19 protein-coding genes are annotated in these 20,730 nt (G+C 64.0%); 16 read left to right on the forward strand and 3 right to left on the reverse strand.

Features of this window, described 5'->3' with window-relative positions; all coding sequences use genetic code 11:
• The first annotated feature begins 7 nt into the window (after positions 1-7).
• A complete protein-coding gene (locus tag AC50X9_RS14415; protein ID WP_494894438.1) occupies positions 8-1,420 on the forward strand; it encodes an MFS transporter in 1,413 nt (470 codons plus the stop codon).
• Positions 1,421-2,086: 666 nt separating this feature from the next.
• A complete protein-coding gene (locus tag AC50X9_RS14420; RefSeq protein WP_494894439.1) occupies positions 2,087-2,383 on the forward strand; it encodes a hypothetical protein in 297 nt (98 codons plus the stop codon).
• A gap of 366 nt (positions 2,384-2,749) precedes the next feature.
• Here the strand turns inward: AC50X9_RS14420 and AC50X9_RS14425 are convergent, their stop codons facing one another.
• Together AC50X9_RS14425 and AC50X9_RS14430 are read right to left on the reverse strand one after the other, a co-directional pair.
• Positions 2,750-3,769: a dihydrodipicolinate synthase family protein gene (locus tag AC50X9_RS14425; RefSeq protein ID WP_229994200.1), complete on the reverse strand. Its 1,020-nt coding sequence runs from the start codon at positions 3,767-3,769 to the stop codon at positions 2,750-2,752.
• Positions 3,770-3,796: 27 nt separating this feature from the next.
• Positions 3,797-4,810 carry an ornithine cyclodeaminase family protein gene (locus tag AC50X9_RS14430; RefSeq protein WP_494894440.1) on the reverse strand — a complete coding sequence of 338 codons (1,014 nt, stop codon included), beginning with the start codon at positions 4,808-4,810 and terminating at the stop codon, positions 3,797-3,799.
• 144 nt (positions 4,811-4,954) lie between these two features.
• Here AC50X9_RS14430 and AC50X9_RS14435 point away from each other — a divergent pair, with 144 nt between their 5' ends.
• The 11 genes from AC50X9_RS14435 (at position 4,955) to AC50X9_RS14485 (ending at position 16,578) form a co-directional block, all read left to right on the forward strand.
• Positions 4,955-6,331 (forward strand): aldehyde dehydrogenase family protein, encoded by a 1,377-nt coding sequence (locus AC50X9_RS14435; protein ID WP_494894441.1) that lies wholly within the window; start codon positions 4,955-4,957, stop codon positions 6,329-6,331.
• Between the two features lie 104 nt (positions 6,332-6,435).
• Complete coding sequence (locus tag AC50X9_RS14440) at positions 6,436-7,941, forward strand: bifunctional 3-(3-hydroxy-phenyl)propionate/3-hydroxycinnamic acid hydroxylase (RefSeq protein ID WP_494894442.1); 1,506 nt, start codon at positions 6,436-6,438, stop codon at positions 7,939-7,941.
• Positions 7,942-7,982: 41 nt separating this feature from the next.
• Positions 7,983-8,921 (forward strand): VOC family protein, encoded by a 939-nt coding sequence (locus AC50X9_RS14445; RefSeq protein ID WP_229994196.1) that lies wholly within the window; start codon positions 7,983-7,985, stop codon positions 8,919-8,921.
• Between the two features lie 30 nt (positions 8,922-8,951).
• Positions 8,952-9,983, forward strand: coding sequence for a fumarylacetoacetate hydrolase family protein (locus AC50X9_RS14450; protein WP_494894443.1), 1,032 nt, complete (start codon positions 8,952-8,954; stop codon positions 9,981-9,983).
• Positions 9,980-10,831, forward strand: coding sequence for an ABC transporter substrate-binding protein (locus AC50X9_RS14455; RefSeq protein WP_494894444.1), 852 nt, complete (start codon positions 9,980-9,982; stop codon positions 10,829-10,831). The genes AC50X9_RS14450 and AC50X9_RS14455 overlap by 4 nt, the downstream gene beginning before the upstream one ends.
• Before the next feature lie 86 nt (positions 10,832-10,917).
• Positions 10,918-11,934 (forward strand): fumarylacetoacetate hydrolase family protein, encoded by a 1,017-nt coding sequence (locus AC50X9_RS14460; RefSeq protein WP_494894445.1) that lies wholly within the window; start codon positions 10,918-10,920, stop codon positions 11,932-11,934.
• Entirely contained in the window at positions 11,934-12,542 is a 609-nt protein-coding gene (locus AC50X9_RS14465) for a cupin domain-containing protein (RefSeq protein ID WP_229994192.1), read from the forward strand. Before AC50X9_RS14460 ends, AC50X9_RS14465 begins: the two co-directional genes overlap by 1 nt.
• The gene (locus AC50X9_RS14470) at positions 12,539-14,509 is read left to right on the forward strand and encodes an acetoacetate--CoA ligase (protein WP_494894446.1); all 1,971 of its coding nucleotides are present in this window, start codon (positions 12,539-12,541) and stop codon (positions 14,507-14,509) included. The genes AC50X9_RS14465 and AC50X9_RS14470 overlap by 4 nt, the downstream gene beginning before the upstream one ends.
• Before the next feature lie 131 nt (positions 14,510-14,640).
• Complete coding sequence (gene hxlB / locus AC50X9_RS14475; RefSeq protein ID WP_494894447.1) at positions 14,641-15,240, forward strand: 6-phospho-3-hexuloisomerase; 600 nt, start codon at positions 14,641-14,643, stop codon at positions 15,238-15,240.
• A 112-nt stretch (positions 15,241-15,352) separates the two neighbouring features.
• Positions 15,353-15,976: a 3-hexulose-6-phosphate synthase gene (gene hxlA, locus AC50X9_RS14480; RefSeq protein ID WP_494894448.1), complete on the forward strand. Its 624-nt coding sequence runs from the start codon at positions 15,353-15,355 to the stop codon at positions 15,974-15,976.
• A gap of 317 nt (positions 15,977-16,293) precedes the next feature.
• Entirely contained in the window at positions 16,294-16,578 is a 285-nt protein-coding gene (locus AC50X9_RS14485; protein WP_494894449.1) for a hypothetical protein, read from the forward strand.
• A 137-nt stretch (positions 16,579-16,715) separates the two neighbouring features.
• Here AC50X9_RS14485 and AC50X9_RS14490 read toward each other — a convergent pair whose 3' ends face one another.
• Positions 16,716-17,630, reverse strand: a complete 915-nt coding sequence (locus tag AC50X9_RS14490; protein ID WP_494894450.1) for a LysR substrate-binding domain-containing protein — start codon at positions 17,628-17,630, stop codon at positions 16,716-16,718.
• A gap of 115 nt (positions 17,631-17,745) precedes the next feature.
• Here AC50X9_RS14490 and AC50X9_RS14495 point away from each other — a divergent pair, with 115 nt between their 5' ends.
• The 3 genes from AC50X9_RS14495 to AC50X9_RS14505 are packed head-to-tail and all read left to right on the forward strand — an operon-like array spanning position 17,746 to position 20,648.
• Complete coding sequence (locus AC50X9_RS14495) at positions 17,746-19,041, forward strand: cytochrome P450 (protein WP_494894451.1); 1,296 nt, start codon at positions 17,746-17,748, stop codon at positions 19,039-19,041.
• 28 nt (positions 19,042-19,069) lie between these two features.
• Positions 19,070-19,393, forward strand: coding sequence for a 2Fe-2S iron-sulfur cluster-binding protein (locus tag AC50X9_RS14500; RefSeq protein WP_494894452.1), 324 nt, complete (start codon positions 19,070-19,072; stop codon positions 19,391-19,393).
• A 16-nt stretch (positions 19,394-19,409) separates the two neighbouring features.
• Positions 19,410-20,648: an NAD(P)/FAD-dependent oxidoreductase gene (locus tag AC50X9_RS14505; protein ID WP_494894453.1), complete on the forward strand. Its 1,239-nt coding sequence runs from the start codon at positions 19,410-19,412 to the stop codon at positions 20,646-20,648.
• The last annotated feature ends 82 nt before the right edge of the window (positions 20,649-20,730 follow it).

Below are 20,730 nucleotides of genomic sequence, written 5' to 3' on the forward strand. Positions count from 1 at the left end.
GCGATCCTTGAACACGAGAAGTGGGTCCACCGCGCGGTCTGCCGACAATGCGAGCCCCGAAAGCCTGACTCCGAGGCACTGGCTCTACTTCAGCCTGATCACGCTCGTTCTGCTCTCCGATGGTATGGACGTCACGATCGTCGCCCACGTCTTTCCGACGCTCATCAGGGGCTGGGGCGTCTCCGTCGGGGGCGGCATAGCGTTCGTGGTCGCTGTGGGTTTCCTGGCCATGGGCCTTGGTGCCGTTGTCGCCGGCGGCATGGCCGACAGGTGGGGACGCAAGACAGTGCTCATCGGCAGCGTGGTTGTCTTCGGCGGGGCCACCGCCCTGGGCGGAACATCTGGCGACTTCACGGCATTCGCCGGCTGGCGAATCCTGGCCTGCCTGGGGATGGGCGCTGCCATGGCATCAGGGAACGCCCTGCTGGCAGACCTGATTCCCGAACGGCGACGCGCGGCATTGATCGCGACGGCCTACGCCGGAGTGGGTTTGGGGACAACGTTAGGTGCGGTTCTCGCCGGCGCCTTGATACCCACCTCGGGGTGGCGCCTGCTGCTCGTGGTGGCAGGCTTGATCCCCTTGGCAGTGATCGCTGCGCTTGCCGCCGTCGTCCCCGAATCTCCCGCGTTCCTCTTGGCCAAGCGCCGGGTGGACGGTGCAGCGTCGACGGACGGACGTGGTGCTGAAACATTTGATCCGGGTTTGAGGGTTCGGCCGTCACTTGCAGGGCCCGCGGTGTCGGTGCGGACCGTCCTGTCCCGTCCACTGGCCCCTAAGACCCTCCTGCTGTGGCTTTTCGGCTTCTTCTCCCTGGGCACCCAATTGCTGATCGCCCAATACATGCCAACCTTGCTGCAGCTGCCCAAACCCGGACTCGACACCGTGCAGAGCAGCACCATCGTCGGGGTCTATGGATTGGCCAGCGTCGTGGGAGGGGTGGTGCTGGGAGCCATTCTGGCCCGCTTGTCACGCTTCCTGATCATCGGGATTGTTCTCGGATTGGCTGCGGTGATGTCCATCGTGGTTTATCTGCTGCCCGATCCGGGGTTCGGTTCCCTGCTGGTCGTGTTGGGGATCGCCGGATTCATTTTGCCGAGCGCCTTCGGCCCCACGCGCAGCGTCCTGGCAGCCATGGCCTACCCGGCCAGCATGCGGGGTGCGGGAATAGGCGTGGCGGAATTCGGCGGACGGCTGGGAGCGGCTGCCGGCGGTGTTGCCGGCGGCACGCTCATCGCCGCCGGAATGGGGCTCTCGGGTCTGTTCCTGGTCCTACTGTTGCCAATCGGGGTGCTTCTTTGTTCCTTGACGGGGCTTCGTGCGCAGTCACGGCGGACCTTGGTCTCTGAGCAAGCGGAGGTCGGTCCAACTGGCCCCGCGCCGGCGGAGGGAACCCCCGAACGCGCGGCCGCCATGGACTGATGGCTTCCCTGGGGAATGGCTGCCCGTACCGCGCATCGTCGAGTGCCGTGACGAACGGCGCACCGGTGAGCGATGCAGTGCGTCCTTCAGATCATTCCGGCGCCTGATGCCAATGCGGGAACACGCTCATCACCAGGTTCGATGCGGAACCGAATACTTTGTCCCACGGTGGATGTCGAAGCGACATCCACCGTGGGACGAAGCGTGCTGTTGTTTCACCGCGAACCACGGTTACCGGCCGGAAGCGGGGACGCAGGGCATACGGCCTCAGAAGAACAGGCGGCGGCTGCCCCGTACAACACAGGCACACGCCGGAACTGGCTGCCGGCGTGTAAAACATAGCGAGCGGTGACACGCCGTCGAGTCGCATCGGTCAGGACCGAGCCGTTGGCCCCTGATATTCCCTGGCAATCGATACCAGACCTACCGCCCTGCTCTCCATGCAATGACAAAACGTTCGGCCCTACAAACTTACTGGGGAGCTTTAACAATGTTTCTTGCACTTCGGCGCCATTGCGACGCCTCGAACCCTGCGTCCCCTTGCTCCTGCGAATCGCGATCAGTGCAACGCTGATTGCCCACGAACTCCAGTTCGCGCCGGCGAAGTTCGCTGCGATTGTAGAGGGCGCGTGAGGACTTCCATTCCCTCTTCTGACCGGTTGGTACGTGACGCTTCTGATGTTCGTCGGCGGGAGCTTCATCGCGTTTGGTTTTCTCACCATGCCGGTGGCAATTCCGCTAGTGGTATACGTGCTCCGCGCGAACTTCATGGTCGAGATCAATTGGGCGTTCGCGCCCGCGGAAGGCGGCGGCATGCAGGCACCTGTTTGGTTAATCGCGGGGTTGTTCATTCTCCTGGTGACAAGTCCGGGACCGTTTCTATCGATCGCCTGTTTGGCTGGGGACGGCGGATTGGCGCGGGAGGGCTCCCCGGATACACAAAGGGTTGCATCGATGAGCTGACCGAGCCGTTCCAGAAACGGAACCGAGCCTTTGCCCGTGGGTGGGCTTCATCGCGAACACGTGGAATGGCTCGAATACCCAGGGGGAGGGCAGGTGGCGGGCGGGAAACGCCCGTTTTGCAGCTTCCGGTTGGTCCGCGAAGGGTCGTCTACGAAGCTGTAGCGCGCTGGTGCAGGGAATATCCCAACTATCGACGAGCGCAGCCGCTTCGACAAGCCGCCGTCGTGGCGTCAACCCTCGGTTCGGGTGCCGCGTTGTGTCCGGCACTTTCGGTCACACGCAAAGAATCCCCTTGGACCAACGAACCAGCCAGCCGGTTCAGTGGTCCAAGGGGCTTTGCAATGCCGGCACGCGGCCGGGCAAGGCTTAGGCGCTGACGCGTCCGCGCAAGAATTCAGAGTCCGGGGAATCGGTGACGGGCAGTCCCGAGGCTTCCAGGCTTGCGCGCAGCTGCTTCATGAAGCGGTCGGGAAGTCTGACTGCTGGCGGGCGCAGGGCGCCGCCGTTGAAGCCGGAGAGCCACTCCTGGTACTTCCACTGGGTGCGGTTGATGGAGCTGGTGCCCGGGGTGGAAGTGGACGATACAGCCATATTGGCGGCCCGGGCCGGCTGGACCTCCCAGTAGCGCTTCATGGCTTCTTCCCACTTGCCGGTGCGCGCCAGTTCGAAGGCCTTGGGGTAGTAGTCGCCCATCCAGTTCGTGTTCGCGGTGCCGGAGAACTGGACGTCCAAGACCGACATGAGGGGGATTATTTCCGCCTCGATGGGGCAGGAGATCACGACTTCATCGCGGAAATGGTGGTACATCTCCATGACTCCGGGGATGCCCGGGTAGCCCTGTTCGGCCTTGATGGCAACGATGCTCGGCATCGCGTCAAGGACGCGGCGCACGAAGTCAACGCTCATGCCTGCAGGGTGGATTCGCTCGAATCCCCAGGCCGGCAGGGGGAAGAGCATGGTGGCCAGATCGGTTTCGTCGGTGAACCGCTTGGTGTAGTCGAAGACCTCGTCGTAGGAGGTCGGCCAGAACGAAGAGGGGTAGGCCAGCAGCGCTCGGTCGGCGCCGGCCTTGGTAGCCAGGTTTGCCGCGTGGATGTTCTCCTCCAGGGTGCCGAAGATGGCGTGGAAGAAGAGTGCGAAGTCCGGGCCGGCTGCTTCGCGGGCGATGGCCGTGATCCGGGCGTTCTCCTCCGGGGTGACATTGGCTTCGGCGATCAGCAGGGAGCCCTTGTAGCCACGTTCCTTGAGCAGGAGGATGTCGTGGCGGATCGCATTTTCGTTGATGCCAGAGAAGTCCGGGGTGAAGGATGGGTGCGTCACCGCGACGGTGCCGACGAAGTTCTCCCGGGCCCAGGAGCGGGCTTCGGATTTGGTGTAGTCCACCATGTTGTTCTCCTTTTGTCTGTGAGGGGTCTATTTGCGGCTGGTGACGATGCCGACGGGCAGGACAGTGCCGATGCCCTCGGCACGGGCGCGGTCCACGAGCATCTCGGCAACCACGATGTCCTGCAGGCCGGACCCTGTTGACTTGTAGATCCGGATCCCTTGCTCTGCGTCGATCTTGGTTTCACCGGTCAGGACGTCATTGAGGGTGACGACGAGCGAATCGACATCGACGCCATGTGCCCGGGCCGCAATCATGTCCCCGCTTCCGTGAACGACCTCGTCACGGGCGTCCACCACGACCACCGCGGCGCGGGCGATCAGCTCCGCGGGCAGTTCGCGCTGGGCGGGGGTGGTGGAACCGATCGAGACCACCGCGGCGTTCGGGCCGACCCATTCGGGCAGCAGCGTCGGGGATTCATCGCGAGAGCGTGCAGCGCACAGGATGAGATCCGCGCCTTCTGCGGCCTCCTGGGCCGAGTCGACAGCTCGTGCGGGTGCGCCGAACGCGCCGTCGAACTCGCGGGCAAACGCCTCGCGGTTGGCAGGGGTCGGACTGAACACACGGATGTCGGCGAACTCCAACAGGTGGGAAAAGGCTGTCAGGTGGGAACGCGCCTCAAAGCCGGAACCGATCACACCGACGATCAGCGGCCGCTGCGGCACGATCGTGGAGGTGCCCACCGCAGTGGTCGCGGCGGTGCGCAGGCCGGTGACGCGGTTTCCGTCAACCAGCGCCACCAAATCTGCGGTGTCCTTGTCGAAGAGTGAAATCAAGTAGCTGACGCGCAGGCCGTCCGCGAAGGACCCGGCGATTGACTTTGAGCCGAAAAGTTGGCCGCTGGGCGGTACCGAGGGCATGATCCGCAACCATTCCCGAGGTGTCTGGGCGAAGATCCGGCCCGGGGTTCCGGCCTCGTCGCCGGGGGCCTTGTAGGCGGTGCGGATGGCTTCGATCGCCCCGGCCCAGTCCGAAAGGCTGGCGACGTCGGCGTCGGTGAGAAAGAGCGGAAGGCTGTTCGGTAGCTCGCCATTGGTGCTCACGGGGGCACTCCTTGGATGTCGGGCAGCCGGTCCACGGGCTGCGGGTGTGGGTGGATTTACTGAGTAGACCCAAATAGTATTCGATACGAATCGTATCCTATATAGTCGTGAGAGAGAACACGTCTCCAGGAAAGGATCCCAACCATGGCAATCGCAACCGTCAACCCAACCACCGGTTCGACCGAAATGATCATTGAGCCGCACTCGGCCGAGGAAGTCCAGGATCGCATCGCGAAAGCCGACGAGGCGGCACGCCTGCTGCGCGGCAGTACGTTCGCCCAGCGTACGCAGTGGATGCTCGCCGCGGCGGACATCCTGGAGGACCAGGCCGAGGGCCTGGGCGAGCTAATCACCGTCGAGATGGGCAAGCCGATTGCGCAATCGATCGCCGAGGTGCACAAGTGCGTCAAAGCCATGCGTTTCTACGCCGCGCATGCCGAGGGCTTCCTGGCCGATGCCCCGCTGGCGGACCCGTCGTCGGTCGGTGCTAGCCGAGCGTGGACGCGCTACGAACCGCTGGGCACCGTCCTGGCGGTCATGCCATGGAACTACCCGCTCTGGCAGGTCATCCGCTTTGCCGCCCCGGCGCTCATGGCGGGCAACTCCGGCCTGCTCAAGCATGCATCGAACGTGCCCCAGGCGGCACTTTTCCTCGACACGCTCTTTGAGCGGGCAGGGTTCCCCCTCGGCTCCTTCCGCGCCCTGCTGATCGGCGGCTCCGAGGTGGCCGCCGTCCTGGCCGATGCGAGGGTCAAGGCGGTGACCCTGACGGGTTCCGAGCCGGCGGGGCGCTCCGTAGCCTCCATTGCAGCGGACCATGTGAAGAAGTCTGTGCTGGAACTGGGCGGGTCGGATCCGTTCATTGTCATGCCCTCGGCGGACGTCGCCGCCGCTGCCGCAAGCGCAGTGCGTGCGCGGATCAGCAACAATGGGCAGTCCTGCATTGCCGGCAAGCGCTTCATCGTGCACACCAAGGTCTATGACTCGTTCGCTGCCGAATTTGTGAAGCTTATGTCAGAGCTTTCCGTCGGGGACCCGCTAGACGCCGCGACCCAGGTGGGGCCGCTGGCCACCGCGGCCGGACGCGACGAGCTGGCCGGGCTGGTGGAGGACGCCCGGGCCCTGGGTGCCCAGGTGTTGACTGGCGGCACCATTCCCGAGGGCCCCGGCTTCTTCTATGCCCCCACGGTGCTCGCCGGGCTCAGCGAAGGGATGCGGATCATCCAGGAGGAGACCTTCGGGCCCGTCGCGTCTCTATACCGTGCGGCGGACCGCGAGGATGCCCTGCGCATCGCCAACCAGACCACCTTCGGTCTGTCCAGTGCGGTCTGGACCAACGACGCAGAGGAAGAGGAGTGGTTCACGGCCAACCTCGACGCGGGCGCGGTGTTCATCAACGGCATGACAGTCTCGTTCCAGGAGCTGCCGTTCGGCGGGATCAAGCGCTCCGGGTTCGGGCGTGAGCTCGCCGCTGACGGCATCCGGGAGTTCTGCAACCTCAAGACTGTTTGGAAGGCCTGAGCGGCAGGGCTCGACGCACGCCGGGAGCCGTTAGCTCTTGTGTGGGTGAGTGATGGGTGTTACCTTTTTTACGAAACGATACGTACTGAACACAAAGGAGTGAGATGGCAAACATCGTCAATGTTGACGTGGTGGTGGTCGGGGGAGGACCCGTGGGGGTCACTGCCCTGGCGTTGCTGGGCCGCGCCGGCCTGAGCGCCGTAGGCGTCGAACGCGAGGTCCAGGCATGGCCCACCGCGCGTGCCGTGCACTTCGATGGCGAGACCTTCCGCACGCTCCAGTCGCTGGGCGTGGCCGACCGCTTTGCCGAGGCCACGTTGCCGATGGCCTCGTTCCACATCGAGAACGAGGAGCGCGAAGTCCTGGTGTCGGTGCCAACCGGTCAGCTCGGCACCCAGGGTTGGCACGATGACCTCACCTTCCACCAGCCGGACATCGAAGTCCTGCTTCAGGAGGTCGTCCATGAGCTTCCCGGCGTCGAGCTCCGCCGCGGCATGACCGTGGTCTCGGTGCGCAATGTCGGGCAGGGCGTCGAGGTCGCCGTGCGTGACGCGGACGGCGACGATTTCCTCATCCGCGCCCACTGGGCCATCGCGGCGGACGGGGCGCGCTCGCAGAGCCGCCAGGCACTGGGCATCGAGTGCGAGCAGCTGGGCGAGGATGCGCAGTGGCTGGTCGCGGACGGGATCCTTGAAGAAGGTCCAGGCCTGTCTTCCGACATGATCTTCCTGGGCCACCACACGCGGCCCGCCCTGTGGATCCGCCTCCCCGGCCAGCGGGTGCGGATGGAGTTCATGCTGATGCCGGGGGACGATCCCGAGGAAATTGCGACTCCCGCGGGCGTGGAACGGATCAGCCATGGCGTGCTGCCGGCAGACAAGTTCGCTGCGGACCGGCTGGCGATATATACGTTCCGGGGGCGTATCGCGCATCAGTGGCGCGCCGGGAACATCTTCCTGGCCGGGGATGCCGCGCACCAGGCCCCGCCGTTGTTTGGGCAGGGCCTGTGCGCCGGAATGCGCGATGTGGCCAACCTGGTGTGGAAGCTCGATGCCGTCAAGCGCGGTGCCGCCGACGACGGCCTGCTTGACACCTACGAGAGCGAGCGTATGCCGCACGCACGGTTCTGGGTCGAGCAGGCAACCCGCGCCGCCGGCTTCATGCAAACCACGGACGCCGACATTGCCAAGCAGCGTGATGCCTTCATCCGTGCAAACCCCGCGGCATCGGCACCGGTCGCCCCCGCGCTGGGTCCAGGCCTGCACGAAGGCAGCACCGACGAACGCGCCGGCCGGCTCGGCATGCAGCCGATCCTCGCCGACGGGGTGCGCCTGGATGACATGGTGGGAAGCCGTTTCCTAGTGGCAACAACCCGCGAGCTCTATGCCGCGGTCCCCGCCCCGGTGCGGGAACAACTCGAGGAACATACAGACGTCGTGGTCCTGTTCGATCCGGCCAAGGTCGGCCAGATCCTTGCAGCCGCCGGCGCCCAGGCTGTCGTCGTGCGCCCGGACCGCTACATCCTGGGCCTCGGCGACACACCCGAGGCCCTGGAGCGCCTCATCCGCAGCATTCCGCAGGTCGGCCGCAACGTGCCGGCACGCATCTAAACCCACATCCGCGTCAAACGGACAGAACACAGGAGACCATCATGGCATTCAGCCCGATCACACACCTGAGGCACTTCGACATCGCGGTGCCCGACTATCAAAAGCAGGTTGAGTTCTACAAGAACCACTGGGGACTCACCGAAATGGAGAACGACGGCGGCGTCACCTACTTCGCCGCCGAGGGCTCCCCGGAGCAGTATTCGGTCCGCGTGCGCGAGGCCGAGGAGAAGCGCCTTGACATGGTCGCGTTCGGCGCGGCGGACAAGGCCTCCGTGGACCAGCTCGCCTCGGACCTCATTGCCAAGGGCGTGAAGCTCATTGGCGAACCCGATGACGTCAAGACCCTCGGCGGGGGATACGGCTTCCGCTTCTTCGACCTGGAGGGACGCACCATCGAGGTCTCGTCAGACGTCGAGGTGCGCAAGCACCGCAAGATCGAGGAACGCGAGGCGATCCCGGTGCGGCTCTCCCACGTGGTGCTCAACTCCCCGGAACCGGAAAAGATGCGCGCCTGGTATGAACAGCATCTGGGCTTCCGTCTCTCCGACACCCTCAACCACCCGCACATGGGCGACCTCTTCTACTTCATGCGCTGCAATGCGCAGCACCACTCCATAGCGATCTCCCGCGGCCCGCATGCCTCGCTGCAGCACGCGTCCTTCGAGCTGCGCGGCATCGACGAGTACATGCGCGGCAGCGGCAAGCTGCTGCGGTCCGGGTTCAAGAAAATCTGGGGCCCTGGCCGCCACAAGGCCGGGGACAACACCTTCACCTACTTCCACGATCCCAACGGGAACACCATGGAGTACACCACCGAGCTGGATTCGGTGGATGAGGATACATGGCATCCAAGCATCTTTGACACGCGCGACCCCGAGACCTCCGACCAATGGGGAACCGGAGGCGACATGGACGAATTTATCGCCCGCGAAATGTTCAACGACCGCGACAAGGGCCTGTTTGTCCCGCCACCGGTATAGCGGCAGCAGACAATGACTAGTGGAGGATTCATGGAAGAAGCACGCGTGCGCGGATTCATGCTGGGCACCTTCGAGGACGGCGGGGAGCAATTTCCCGGTGTGGTCTTCGGGGACACTGTCGTTGACCTGCGCACAGTGGTGCCGGGAATCGCGCGGATCGGGGATCTGTTCGCCCGCTGGGACGCGCACCTGGATACGCTCGAGTCCGTCGACCCGGCAGCGGCCGGCGCGCGCCCGCTCGAGGGGCTGAAAGTGCTGCCTCCAGTGCAGCCGGTGGGCACCATCATCGCCGCGGGGGCGAACTACCGGGAGCACGTCCTGCAGATGAGCGTGGCCCACAAGCTCGGCAAAGAAGGCGCCGATACGACGCAACTGGCCGCCGACGCCGCCGCTGAAATCGATGAGCGCGGCCGCTCGGGCGACCCCTACGTCTGGACCGGGATCCCCTCGGCGGTCTGCGGCGCCTACGACGACGTGCAGTTGCCGGATGTCGGCGGCAACGTCGACTGGGAACTGGAACTCGGCGTGGTCATCGGCCGCAGGGCGCACCGGGTCTCGGCCGACGACGCCTTCGACTACGTGGCCGGATACACGATTGTCAACGATGTCACCGCGCGCACGCTCGTCCCGCGCAACGACATCGCGATGATGGGCACCGACTGGTTCCGGGCGAAGAACCAGCCGACGTTCTTCCCCACCGGCCCCTACGTGGTGCCAAGGCGGTTCATCCCGGATCCGGCGAAGCTCCGGATCCGTTTGAGCCTCAACGGTACGCTGATGCAGGATGCTCTGGCAGATGACCTGCTTTTCGATATCCCGAGCCTGATCGCCTACGCGTCCTCTATGGCCGTACTGCTGCCCGGGGATGTCCTCATCACCGGCTCGCCGGCGGGGAACGGTTCGCATTGGGGCCGTTTCCTGAGGGACGGCGACGTGATGGAGGCGGAAATCTCTGGTCTCGGTACCCAGTGTTCAACGGTCCGCGGGCCCAGCGGGCAGTTGCCTCCCTGGTATGTTGACCGCCCGGTCGCCGTCGCCGCGGCCGGCGGGGCCTCCTCATGAGCCTGCGCCAAAGCCACTTCGTGCCGCCGGTTTCCTATCTACTGGCGGACGAGCTGGGATTCCTGCGCTCAGTGGATGTGGTGCCCAGCCGAACCACCTCGAGCGCGGAGCAGTTGCGTGCCCTGCTCGCCGCGGAACAGGACATGGTGGTCACAGCAATTGACAACCTGTTCGAATGGACCCGGGCTGGGGCCGACCTGCGCCTGGTGGCCCAAGTCGAGGCGACCACGCCGCTGGGCATCCATGCAGGCGGTGACGTGGAATCCATCGCGGACCTGGCCGGTTGCCGGTTCGCGGTGGACGCGCCCGACAACGGTTTCGCGCTGATCGCCAAACGCCTGTTGCGGGACGCCGGCGTCGAGGTCGACTACGTGCTGGTGGGTGGCGTGCGTGAACGCCTGGAGGCGCTGGTCGAGGGGCGCGTGGACGCGACCCTGCTCGGGCCCCCCTTCGACAAGCATGCTGAGCGGGCCGGGTTCCGGGCCCTTGCAGATGTCAACGCCCTGCTGCCCGGACTGCCGGGCCAGGGCTTGGTGGCCCGCGCCGATCTTCTTGGTTCCGCGGAGCTGGAAGACTACCTGCGAGCACTGGTGCGGGGGGTGGAGGCCGGAGCGTCGATGGCCGAGGCGCAGGGCATCGAGTTCCTTGAACGGCGCGGTTACCAAGCGGCGGCCGCGACGGCCTGGGGCACACGCGCCTGCACGCTCACCGTTGATCATCACGGCCTGGAGCTACTGACGGAGATTCGTCGAAGCCTGGGCATGCTTCCGCCCGACATCGACCTGGAGGAACTCTGCGACGCGGGACCTCTCCTGAGGGCCACTAGGTCCGCCACTATCGGTAGCTGAGCTTCACCCCCACGTAGTTGCCTATTGCAACTCCACTAACGCAATGCGATACTGTACGTATCGTATTATGCATTCAAAGGAGCAACATGAAACTGGGACGAATAGCAGTGCCCACGCCCGACGGCGAACAGATTCGACTCGTCGCAGCCCAGCCAGACCAGGGCCGGGTCATTGATCTCGCCCGCGCTTATGCCCTGACGCTTCGGCGCAGGGCGGCCGATCCTGACCGGGCTCGGGCGCTCGCCCTGGCCATTCTCCCGGGGAGCCTGGCTGCAGGAATCGGCGGAGGTGCGATCTTCATGGATGCGGCCCACGAGGCGCTTGCTGCTGCTGATGATGCTTCGTACGGCATCGACGAGGTCTCATGGCGCGCGGCTGTCGACTCCCCGGTCATACGCGACGGGCTGACGTTCGAGAAGCACATCCAGAACTTCCACCGCATTGTTGCCAAGGCCCAGCCGGCACGCTCGATCTACGATCGTCCGGGCTATTTCAAGGGCACCACTGCCATGTCCTACGGACACAACCAGGAGCTGCCCTATCCCGACTTCACCGAGGCCCTGGACTGGGAACTTGAGGTCGGGTACGTGGTAGGCAAGTCCGGCAGCGACCTGACCCCGGACACGGCGCTGGACCACCTCTTTGGCATCACCATCTTCAACGACTTCAGCGCACGCGATATCCAGGGCGCCGAAATGGCCATCGGCATGGGCCCGCAAAAGTGCAAGGACTTCGGCTACGGCATCGGCCCCTGGGTCACCACGATGGATGAAATCACGTCGATCGAGGGGTTGCGCGGCCAAGTCCGTGTCAACGGGGAAGTCCTCTCCGACACCAAGGTCGAGGACTTCGTCTACACCCCCGCGGAACTGCTGGCCTACGTCTCCATCTCCGACCGCCTGCAGCCCGGGGACATCATCGGTTCCGGCACAATGGGCTTCGGCGCCGGCGTCGAAATCGGGAAGTTTCTGAACCCGGGCGACGTCATCGAGCTGGAATTGGAAGGCGTGGGCACTTTGCGCACGCCGATTTCGACCGAACGCCACAAGGCCCCCTGGTGGCCCGAGCCCCGCACCTACCCGCACGAAGAATGGGTGGCGTGATGACCCGGCCCCCAGTTCGCCGCATCGTCACCGGACACGACGACCAGGGACGCGCCATCATCCTCTCGGACGGGGCCGCACCCAACCACTGGTCCTCGGACATGATCCCTGGATTCGGTGCCACCGTGCCCTGGCTGACCCAAGCTGGGATAATCGACCACGTTAGTGACTCGGATCCGGCAAGCGCCGATGCGGAAATCCCCAGCTTCCCGGCCCCGGGCCAGACGATTATGCGCATCGCCGACTTTCCGCCGGACTCCGCGTATCCGGACGAGGCGGGTTCGGTGATCTTCAGCGAGCTCGACGGACACGACGAAGCCGAAGCGGGAGCCGAGCACAGCGGCTCCAGGCACTTCTGGTTCCACCGCACCGACTCCCTGGACTACGCCGTCGTCCTTGAAGGTGAAATCACCCTGCTGGTCGATGAAGGTGAGGCGACCATGCGCGCCGGCGACGTGGCAGTGCAACGTGCCACCAGCCACGCGTGGTCCAACCGCACGGAGACAACGGCCCGCGTCCTTTTCGTGCTGATCGGGACCGAGCCCCTCACAGCGGCCCAGATTGCCGAGCGGCGCAAGGAAGCCTCGCAGACGCTGGAGAGGGCATGATCACCGACGCCCAGGCTGCAGACGGGGAGGTGATCTGGGAACCTGACGTCGAACACAGCGCCGAGACCGGCGTCGCCCGTTTCGCCGCCTTCCTGGGCGGCCAGGGCATCGAGATCGGTGCTGGCTATGAGGAGCTGTGGCATTGGTCGGTTGATGAGCCCGAACAGTTCTGGGAACTCTTTGCCCGGTTTGCGGGAGTCGAGTTCGGCGGGGCGGCAGGGCCGGTCTGCACCACTGATCCCATGCCGCACACTCGGTGGTTTCCGGGACGCACCCTTAATTTCGCCCGGCACCTGCTGCAGGGCCACGAGGGGACCGCACTTATCGGCATCGCCGAGGACGGGACACGCGAGGAGGTCACCTGGGATGCGCTGAGGCGCGAGGTGGCCTCCCTCGCCGCGCACCTTCGTGCGCGCGGTGTGAGCCACGGGGACCGGGTCGTCGGAATCCTTCCGAATGTCGCTGAGGCCGTCGTCGGGCTGCTCGCCGCTGCCTCGATCGGCGCGATCTGGTCCGTCTGCGCCCCGGAGTTCGGCCCCGGCGCGATCGTTTCAAGGTTCGCCCAGCTCGGTCCAAAGGTCGTCATCGCCGCGCCCGGCTACCGGCTCGGCGGGAAGGACCGGGACCGACAGGCGGAGCTGGGGGAGATCTTCGCCCAACTCCCCACCCTCGAGCACATCATCTGGGTGGGGCGGCACACGTCCGTCCCGAGTATCCCAACCCGGGTTCCCGCCGTGGACTGGGCACAGGCCGTGGCCGAACCGGCGGAGCTCGCCTTCGAAGACGTCGAGTTCAGCCACCCCCTGTGGGTCCTGTTCTCCTCCGGGACAACAGGCATTCCCAAGGGCATCGTGCATGGCCACGGCGGGGCGCTGCTTGAGGAAATGAAAATGCTCCTCATCCACTCCGACCTGCGGCCCGGGGACCGCTACCTCAATGTGGCCTCGACGAGCTGGGTGCTGTGGAACGCACTCGTCTCCGCACTGGGCGTGGGGGCGACGGCGGTGCTCGTCGACGGAAACCCCACCTTCCCGTCGATCGACCGGGTGTGGCAAATTGCCGCAGCCGAGCAGGTCGCGGTCCTCGGTGTGGGTGCGGGATTTGTCCATTCCTGCTCGAAGGCCTCCCTGGTGCCGATGCGCGACCACGACCTGGGTGCCCTGAAATCCCTTCAGGTCACCGGATCGCCGCTCTCGGCCGACGGCTACCGCTGGGTCTACGGCAATGTGGGTGACATCTGGTTGAGTTCGATGAGCGGTGGAACCGACATCGCCTCCATCTTCGTGGGGGGATCCCCGACACTGCCGGTCCATGTCGGCTACATCCAGGCTCCGGCCCTCGGAGTGCGCGTGGAGTCGTGGGATGAAGCCGGCAATCCCACGACGGGCAAGGGTGAACTGGTGGTAACCAAGTCAATTCCCTCGATGCCGCTGAGCTTCTGGGGGGATGACGGCAGCCGTTACCACGAGAGCTACTTCGGCATGTATCCGGGGGTGTGGCGGCACGGGGACTACATCGAGTTCACGCACCGGGGCATCCTCATCCACGGCCGCTCCGACTCGACCCTCAACCGAAACGGGCTCCGGCTCGGTTCGGCAGATATCTACGCGGTGGTTGAATCGCTGCCGGAAGTCGCCGAGGCACTGGTTGTCGGCGCGGAGCTGGGCACTGACTACTACATGCCGCTGTTCGTCCACCTGGCCGGAGGCACCAAGCCGGACGTGGCCCAAGAGGCGATCACCAGATCCATCCGTGAGAACCTGTCGGTCCGATACCTGCCCGACGAGATTGTCTTCATGCCTGGAATTCCGCATACCCGGACCGGAAAGAAGCTGGAGGTTCCGGTCAAGCGGCTTCTGCAAGGGGCGCGCCTGGAAACGGTCGCGGATCTAGGGTCGGTGGATGATCCCGTGCTGTTGGAAGAATATGCCCGGTTTGCCCTTGAACGGCAGACGACCTCACCCTAAGTGGCACCGCTACCGGCTTCCGACAGGTTCAGGCCGCCGTAATGGGAGATGGGCGACGGGAAGTATCGAGGATAGAACATCGGACGACTCCACGGATCGCTGAATACGGCTCACCCCTCAAAGGAGAGACATTGGGAACCACGCCACTAGCAACACCTGCCAGTCAAGAAACGGCCGACGCCATCGGGCACAGCATCTCTCTGATCCGGGGCGAGGTCGGAGAGACGGCAAACTGCATCAATGAACAGGAACTTGCTCTCCTGGCCGCCCATCTAACCACCGTTAACCGGGTGTTTGTCGCCGGGGCGGGCCGCAGCGGCCTAGTTCTGAGGATGGCCGCCATGCGGCTGATGCATCTTGGCCTCACGGTCCACATCGCAGGGGACACCACCACTCCTGCGATCCGCGCCGGGGATCTGCTGGTGGTGGCCTCTGGATCCGGAACGACCTCAAGCGTGGTGAAGGCGGCAGAAACTGCGGCAAAGGCCGGTGCAAAGGTGGCCGCTTTCACTGCCAACACAAATTCCCCACTAGCTGCAGTAACCGACATGCTCGTGGTTATCCCGGCCCCGCAAAAAACCGACCACCAATTGGGTGCTTCCAGGCAATATTCCGGAAGCCTCTTCGAACAGGTGCTTTTCCTCGCCACCGAAGCGGTGTTCCAAGCCCTCTGGGAGGAAGCCAGCATTTCTGCCCAGCAGCTCTGGACCCGGCACGCCAATCTCGAATAATTGAACCCAGAATGGCGACGACGACGACGGCGACCGACGCAGCGGAAAACACCAAGCAACCACTCACCCCTAAATTCCTTCAAACCTAACAATTCCTAAAGAAAGAGCCAGCATGAAACTCCAAGTTGCAATGGACCTCCTCACCGTCGAAGACGCCCTCGAATTGGCCGCCAAGGTAGCCGAGTACGTGGACATCATCGAACTCGGAACGCCCCTGATAAAGGCTGCAGGCCTCTCCGCTGTCACCGCCATCAAAAATGCTCACCCCGACAAAATCGTTTTCGCTGACATGAAGACAATGGACGCCGGAGAATTGGAGGCCGACATCGCCTTCAAAGCCGGCGCCGATCTGGTATCTGTTTTGGGCAGTGCAGACGACTCGACCATCGCCGGCGCCGTGAAAGCCGCCCGGGCACACGGCAAAGGCATCGTTGTTGACCTCATTGGGGTATCCAATAAAGTCTCCCGCGCCAAGGAAGCTCGTGCCCTTGGCGCCAAGTTCGTGGAATTCCACGCTGGCCTTGATGAGCAGGCACAGCCCGGCTATGACCTTAACGGGCTCCTGGCCGCCGGCGAAGAAGCGCGCGTCCCCTTCTCAGTAGCCGGAGGAGTAAACCTCTCGACGATCAACGCTGTCCAGCAGGCCGGGGCGGACGTGGCCGTAGCGGGCGGATCAATCTACGGAGCCGCGGATCCCAGCCTGGCCGCCAAAGAACTGAAGGCCGCCATCATCTGACGTTTCTCTTCCATGACCTGCGGCGGCCCGCACGTGCAAAACGTGCGGCCGCCGCATCCAGTCCACTCACAAGGAACCGGACCGATAGAAAGCGGGTATGCGATGAATGCTGGAGCCACGCTTCAGCCTCGGCCCACCCATCAGCGCATCCAGCAATGGGAGTACCTGAGCCCAGGCGACAGCGTAGAGGTGTGTCTGGGGGATCTCCAGTACGCCGCATGGGCAGAGGCGGTCGGAGCCCGGGTGCATCTGATTTGGGTGATTGAGAACGTTGCGGCTGACCGGCGACTGTTCCTGCGCGGGGATGGCGTCACACTATGTCCGAGCTGACGTTGCTTCCCAACCCGACCCCGGCCAGGTCCGCGGTAATCGATCAGAGCCCTTCCCTCCTTGCATATTCGGAAGAGCGGCGCGAGGTGTCCACTGCTAACCCAAATCTTGTCGAGCAGTTACTGAACGAGGCTGAGTCGTCGCTGGTCGAAGTGGCTCTGAACCGCCGGGCCGCCGGCATTTTGGTCACCCGCCATCACTCAGGCCGGTACGTCCTAGAGCTCAGTGAAGAAGTGCCGTTCGGGGAATCCCGCGAGCGGTCCGCCTGGTGAGAGAGCGTACCTGCTTCCGGAACCACGTGGTTGTTGGCCATGCATCCATTCGAGAGCGAGCACGTAACGCAGCCTGACCGTTCAGGAATGGGGCGGGCACCGACCCTTGGTGTTGATTTTCTGGCACCCGGCGGTCGCTATTCGGGTTCGATGGCGTCCAGGACCTGGACTGCATATTGTGTGACGGCCAATGCCCGGGCAGTCAGCATCGTTTTCTTTGGCCAGACCGCAACAACAGAGGTCTGGCCGGCGCGGGGACGAAGGTGCTTGGTCACTAGTCCCTTGCCCTCGCTGGAAACCGGGATCTGGTTGGGCCGGGACATCAGGAGGCTGTAGCCGAGCCCCCGCCCGACCATCGCCCGGACAAGATCGATTTGCGGGACAATTGCACCCAGATTTGGTTTGAGCCCACGCTGAGCGAACATCAACTGTGTATATTCCGTGCTTGGGGCCGTGTTAAGCATGATGAGTGGCTTGGTCGACAGATCCGCGAGGTCCACGTCGTCTTCTTCAGCAAGCGAATCGCTGGCCGCCAGAACGGCCATGACCTCGGTCTTGTAGATGACCCTGCGCTCCACATCCGCCGGCAAGCCGATGTCGTAGACGATGGCGGTGTCCAGGGTCCCATCTTCAAGTGCCGGCAGCAGATCGGAGTGGTCCCCTACGGTGATGCTGATTTCGACTTTGGGGTGCAGGTTCGCCATGCCTTCAAGCACGGCGGGCAGGACGTTGCTTGCCAGGCCCGTGTAGCAGCCCAACGACACCGGCCCCTTCAGCTCGCCGCGCAACTCACCCAATCCGTCTGCCAGTGCGCTGGCCTCGCGAAGCAGTTCTTTGGCCCGCTTCGCGAAGTGGCGCCCTGTCGGCGTCAGGTGCATGCCCCGGGCCTTCCTTCGGATGCACAGTTGTTCCCCCAACGCTGCCTCAAGCTCGCTGATGGCGTGCGAGAGCGCGGATTCGGAGATGTGGAGCTGTAGCGCCGCGGATCCCAGGGTGGTGTGTTCCGGCAGCGCGGCGAAGAGTTCGAGCTGACGAAAGGTGAATTTAGGCACGAAAATCTCTTCTACTAAAGAATCGAAATACTTTTACTAATATTCACAGTTTACTAGAAGAATGTTGGCTGTGACACTGATAACACAATGACGTGCCAGTAGGAGTAGGACCACCATGACGACACAAGCCCCACAGTGCCCCTTCCACGGGAACTCGGAGACCCGAAGCTTTGACGCGGAATCGGTGCGCGGCAGCAGCGATCAAGCTCGCACCATCGCTTCGAAGGACGCCGCCGACTACCCCGTGGCTGACTGGGTTGACGTGGCTGAACTTGCATCGGATCCCTACCCGACCTATGCCAGGCTTAGGGCAGAGTCTCCGATCGCCTGGGTTCCGCAGCTGAACAAGTTCCTCGTCACCAACTACGCCGGCTGCCACACGGTGGAACAGGACCAGGAAATCTTCAGCGCCAACGTCTCCGGCTCAACGATGACCCGGGCCATCGGTGCCCGGCCGATGCTGCGCAAGAACGATCCAGAGCACTCGGCAGACCGGGCACCCGTAAATCCTGTACTTCGTCCCAAGTCCATCAAGGAAATCTGGGGACCGGTTTTTGAACGCAACGCCGAAACCTACCTTGAGAAATTCGCCGAGATCGGGCCCGGGGAAGCAGACCTGAACCGGGACTACGCCGCGCCCGTGGCCTCGCAGAACCTCATTGACCTGCTGGGGCTGAAGGACGTTTCGGTCGAACAGGTACGCCGCTGGTCCCACGACTTCATTTCTGGCATGGGAAACGTCCTGGACGATCAGTCGATCTGGGACCGGTGTGACTCCTCGACCGAGGAGGCCGACCGCTTGCTCGAGGAGCTGATCCCCTACTACCGGCAGAAGCCGGACGCCTCGATGGTGTCCGCATTCGCAAACAGCGGGTTGCCAACCCCCAACGTCACGGCCAACGTCAAGCTGACCATCTCCGGCGGAATGAACGAGCCCCAGCACATGGTCACCAACATGGTCTGGGCCCTTAGCAACCACCACGAACAGCGCGCGCAGGTCCTCGCCGACCCCGCATTGTGGGCTTCGGTGTTTGACGAAGCTGTCAGATGGCAATCGCCTATCGGGATGTACCCGCGCGAAACGACCCGGGAAACCGTCCTCGAAGGGGTCCGGATACCCGCCGGCGCCGGTATAGGCGTGGTCGTTGCGTCCGCCAACCGCGACGCCGCCCACTTCGGAGAATCCGCTGCAGACTTCGACATCCACCGACCCAAGCGCCCCCACCTCGCTTTCGGCAGCGGCGTCCACCTCTGCGCCGGGCACTGGGCCGCAAAGACTTCAATCGGCCAGGTAGCAGTACCGCTGGCATACAAGCGCTTCCCAGGGCTGTGCGTAGACGAACGGCGGAATGAAAGCTGGGACGGCTGGGTCTTCCGCGGACTGACCAGCCTGCCCGTCACCTGGAACTAGAAGCACCACCAAATACCAAGGAGCAACGATGCCTACCGTCACCTACACTCAGCCAAACGGCACTCAGCAAACCCTCCAGGTCCAGGAGGGCACAACACTTATGCGCGCCGCCGTCACCAACGGCATTGACGGCATCATCGGCGAATGCGGCGGGCAGGCCATGTGCGCCACATGCCACGTCTACGTGCGGCCGGAATATGCACAGGCGCTGCCCGAAATCAGCGACGATGAAGACGAAATGCTCGACTGCGCCACAGCCGAGCGGCTGGACACCTCCCGTCTGGCATGCCAGATCAAAATCGACGCAGAACTCACAGAGATTATCGTCGACATCCCTGCCGGCCAACTCTAGAAGCGGGGAAAATGACATGAGCGTTGTCATCATTGGCGGCGGACAGGCCGGCCTGCAGGTCGCCGATACGTTGAGGACCGAGGGGTACGAGGGCAAGATCCACGTGATCGCTGAGGAATCCGGGCTGCCCTATCAGCGTCCGCCGCTGTCAAAGGACTACCTGGCCCCGGGCAAGGAACCGCTTCCCTTGCCGTTGCGCGGCGCATCTTTTTTTGAGGACAAGAGCGTCACTCTCCATGAAGGTGTCCAGGCACTTGCCATTGATTTGGCTGAACGGAAGGTGAAGCTCACCGAGGGTTCACTCGACTACGACTACCTCGTCTTCGCGACCGGCGCCCGAAACAGGATGCTGAAGTGTCCGGGCGCGTCCCTATCCGGCATCCATGGACTGAAAACCCTGACAGATGCAGAGGCGCTGCACCGGGCGCTGCCCACCGCCCGCAATGTCGTCATCATCGGTGCCGGATTCATTGGACTGGAATTTGCCGCCGCCGCCCTGGCCCACGGATGCAAGGTGACCGTACTGGAATTCGCGCCTCGCCCGATGGGACGTGCGGTGACCCCCGTCATGGGGGAGTGGTTTGCAGCAGCTCACCGCTCACAAGGCGTCGACCTGCGTCTCGGCGAAGGCATCGACCGGTTCGAGCCTGGCGCGGAAGGCTGCGTCGGAGCCGCAGTGTCAACAACAGGGGCGTCATATCCTGCTGATCTGGTCCTCGTGGGCATCGGCGTGCAGCCCAACGACACCCTGGCCTCGGACGCCGGCCTCGAAACCAGCAACGGCATCGTTGTCGATGAAACGCTGCGCACGGCGGACCCTGCCGTTCTGGCGATCGGCGACTGCGCCAGTTTCCCCAGCGCGCACGCCCAGGTCCGTCTGCGTCTGGAGTCGGTCCAGAATGCCACCGATCAGGCCCGTCATGCCGCCCGTACCATTCTCGGGGCTGTACACCCCTACACGGAGCTGCCCTGGTTCTGGTCCACACAGGGCCCCTACCGGCTGCAGATGGCAGGGCTCGCACGACCCGACGACGACATGCTGGTCGTGGGTGACCAGGCGGCAGCAAAGTTCTCCGTCCTCTGCTTCAGGGACGGCGTCCTCACGGCTGTGGAATCGGTCAACGTCACCGCGGACCATATGGCTGCCCGCAAACTACTCGTCGCCGGCACGGGCATCACCCGCGCCCAGGCAGAAACCGAGGGGTTCACCCTGAAGGCAGCTGCCAGCACCCCTTTAGTGCCAGTAGTGGCCTGACACGGATTGCCAGTCTCCGCCCAACAAATCGGCAGCACAGTTTGATGCCCCAGGGATTCCCCTCGGAGTACAGCGCTCACAC

This window comes from Pseudarthrobacter sp. HLT1-3 (assembly GCF_059383535.1).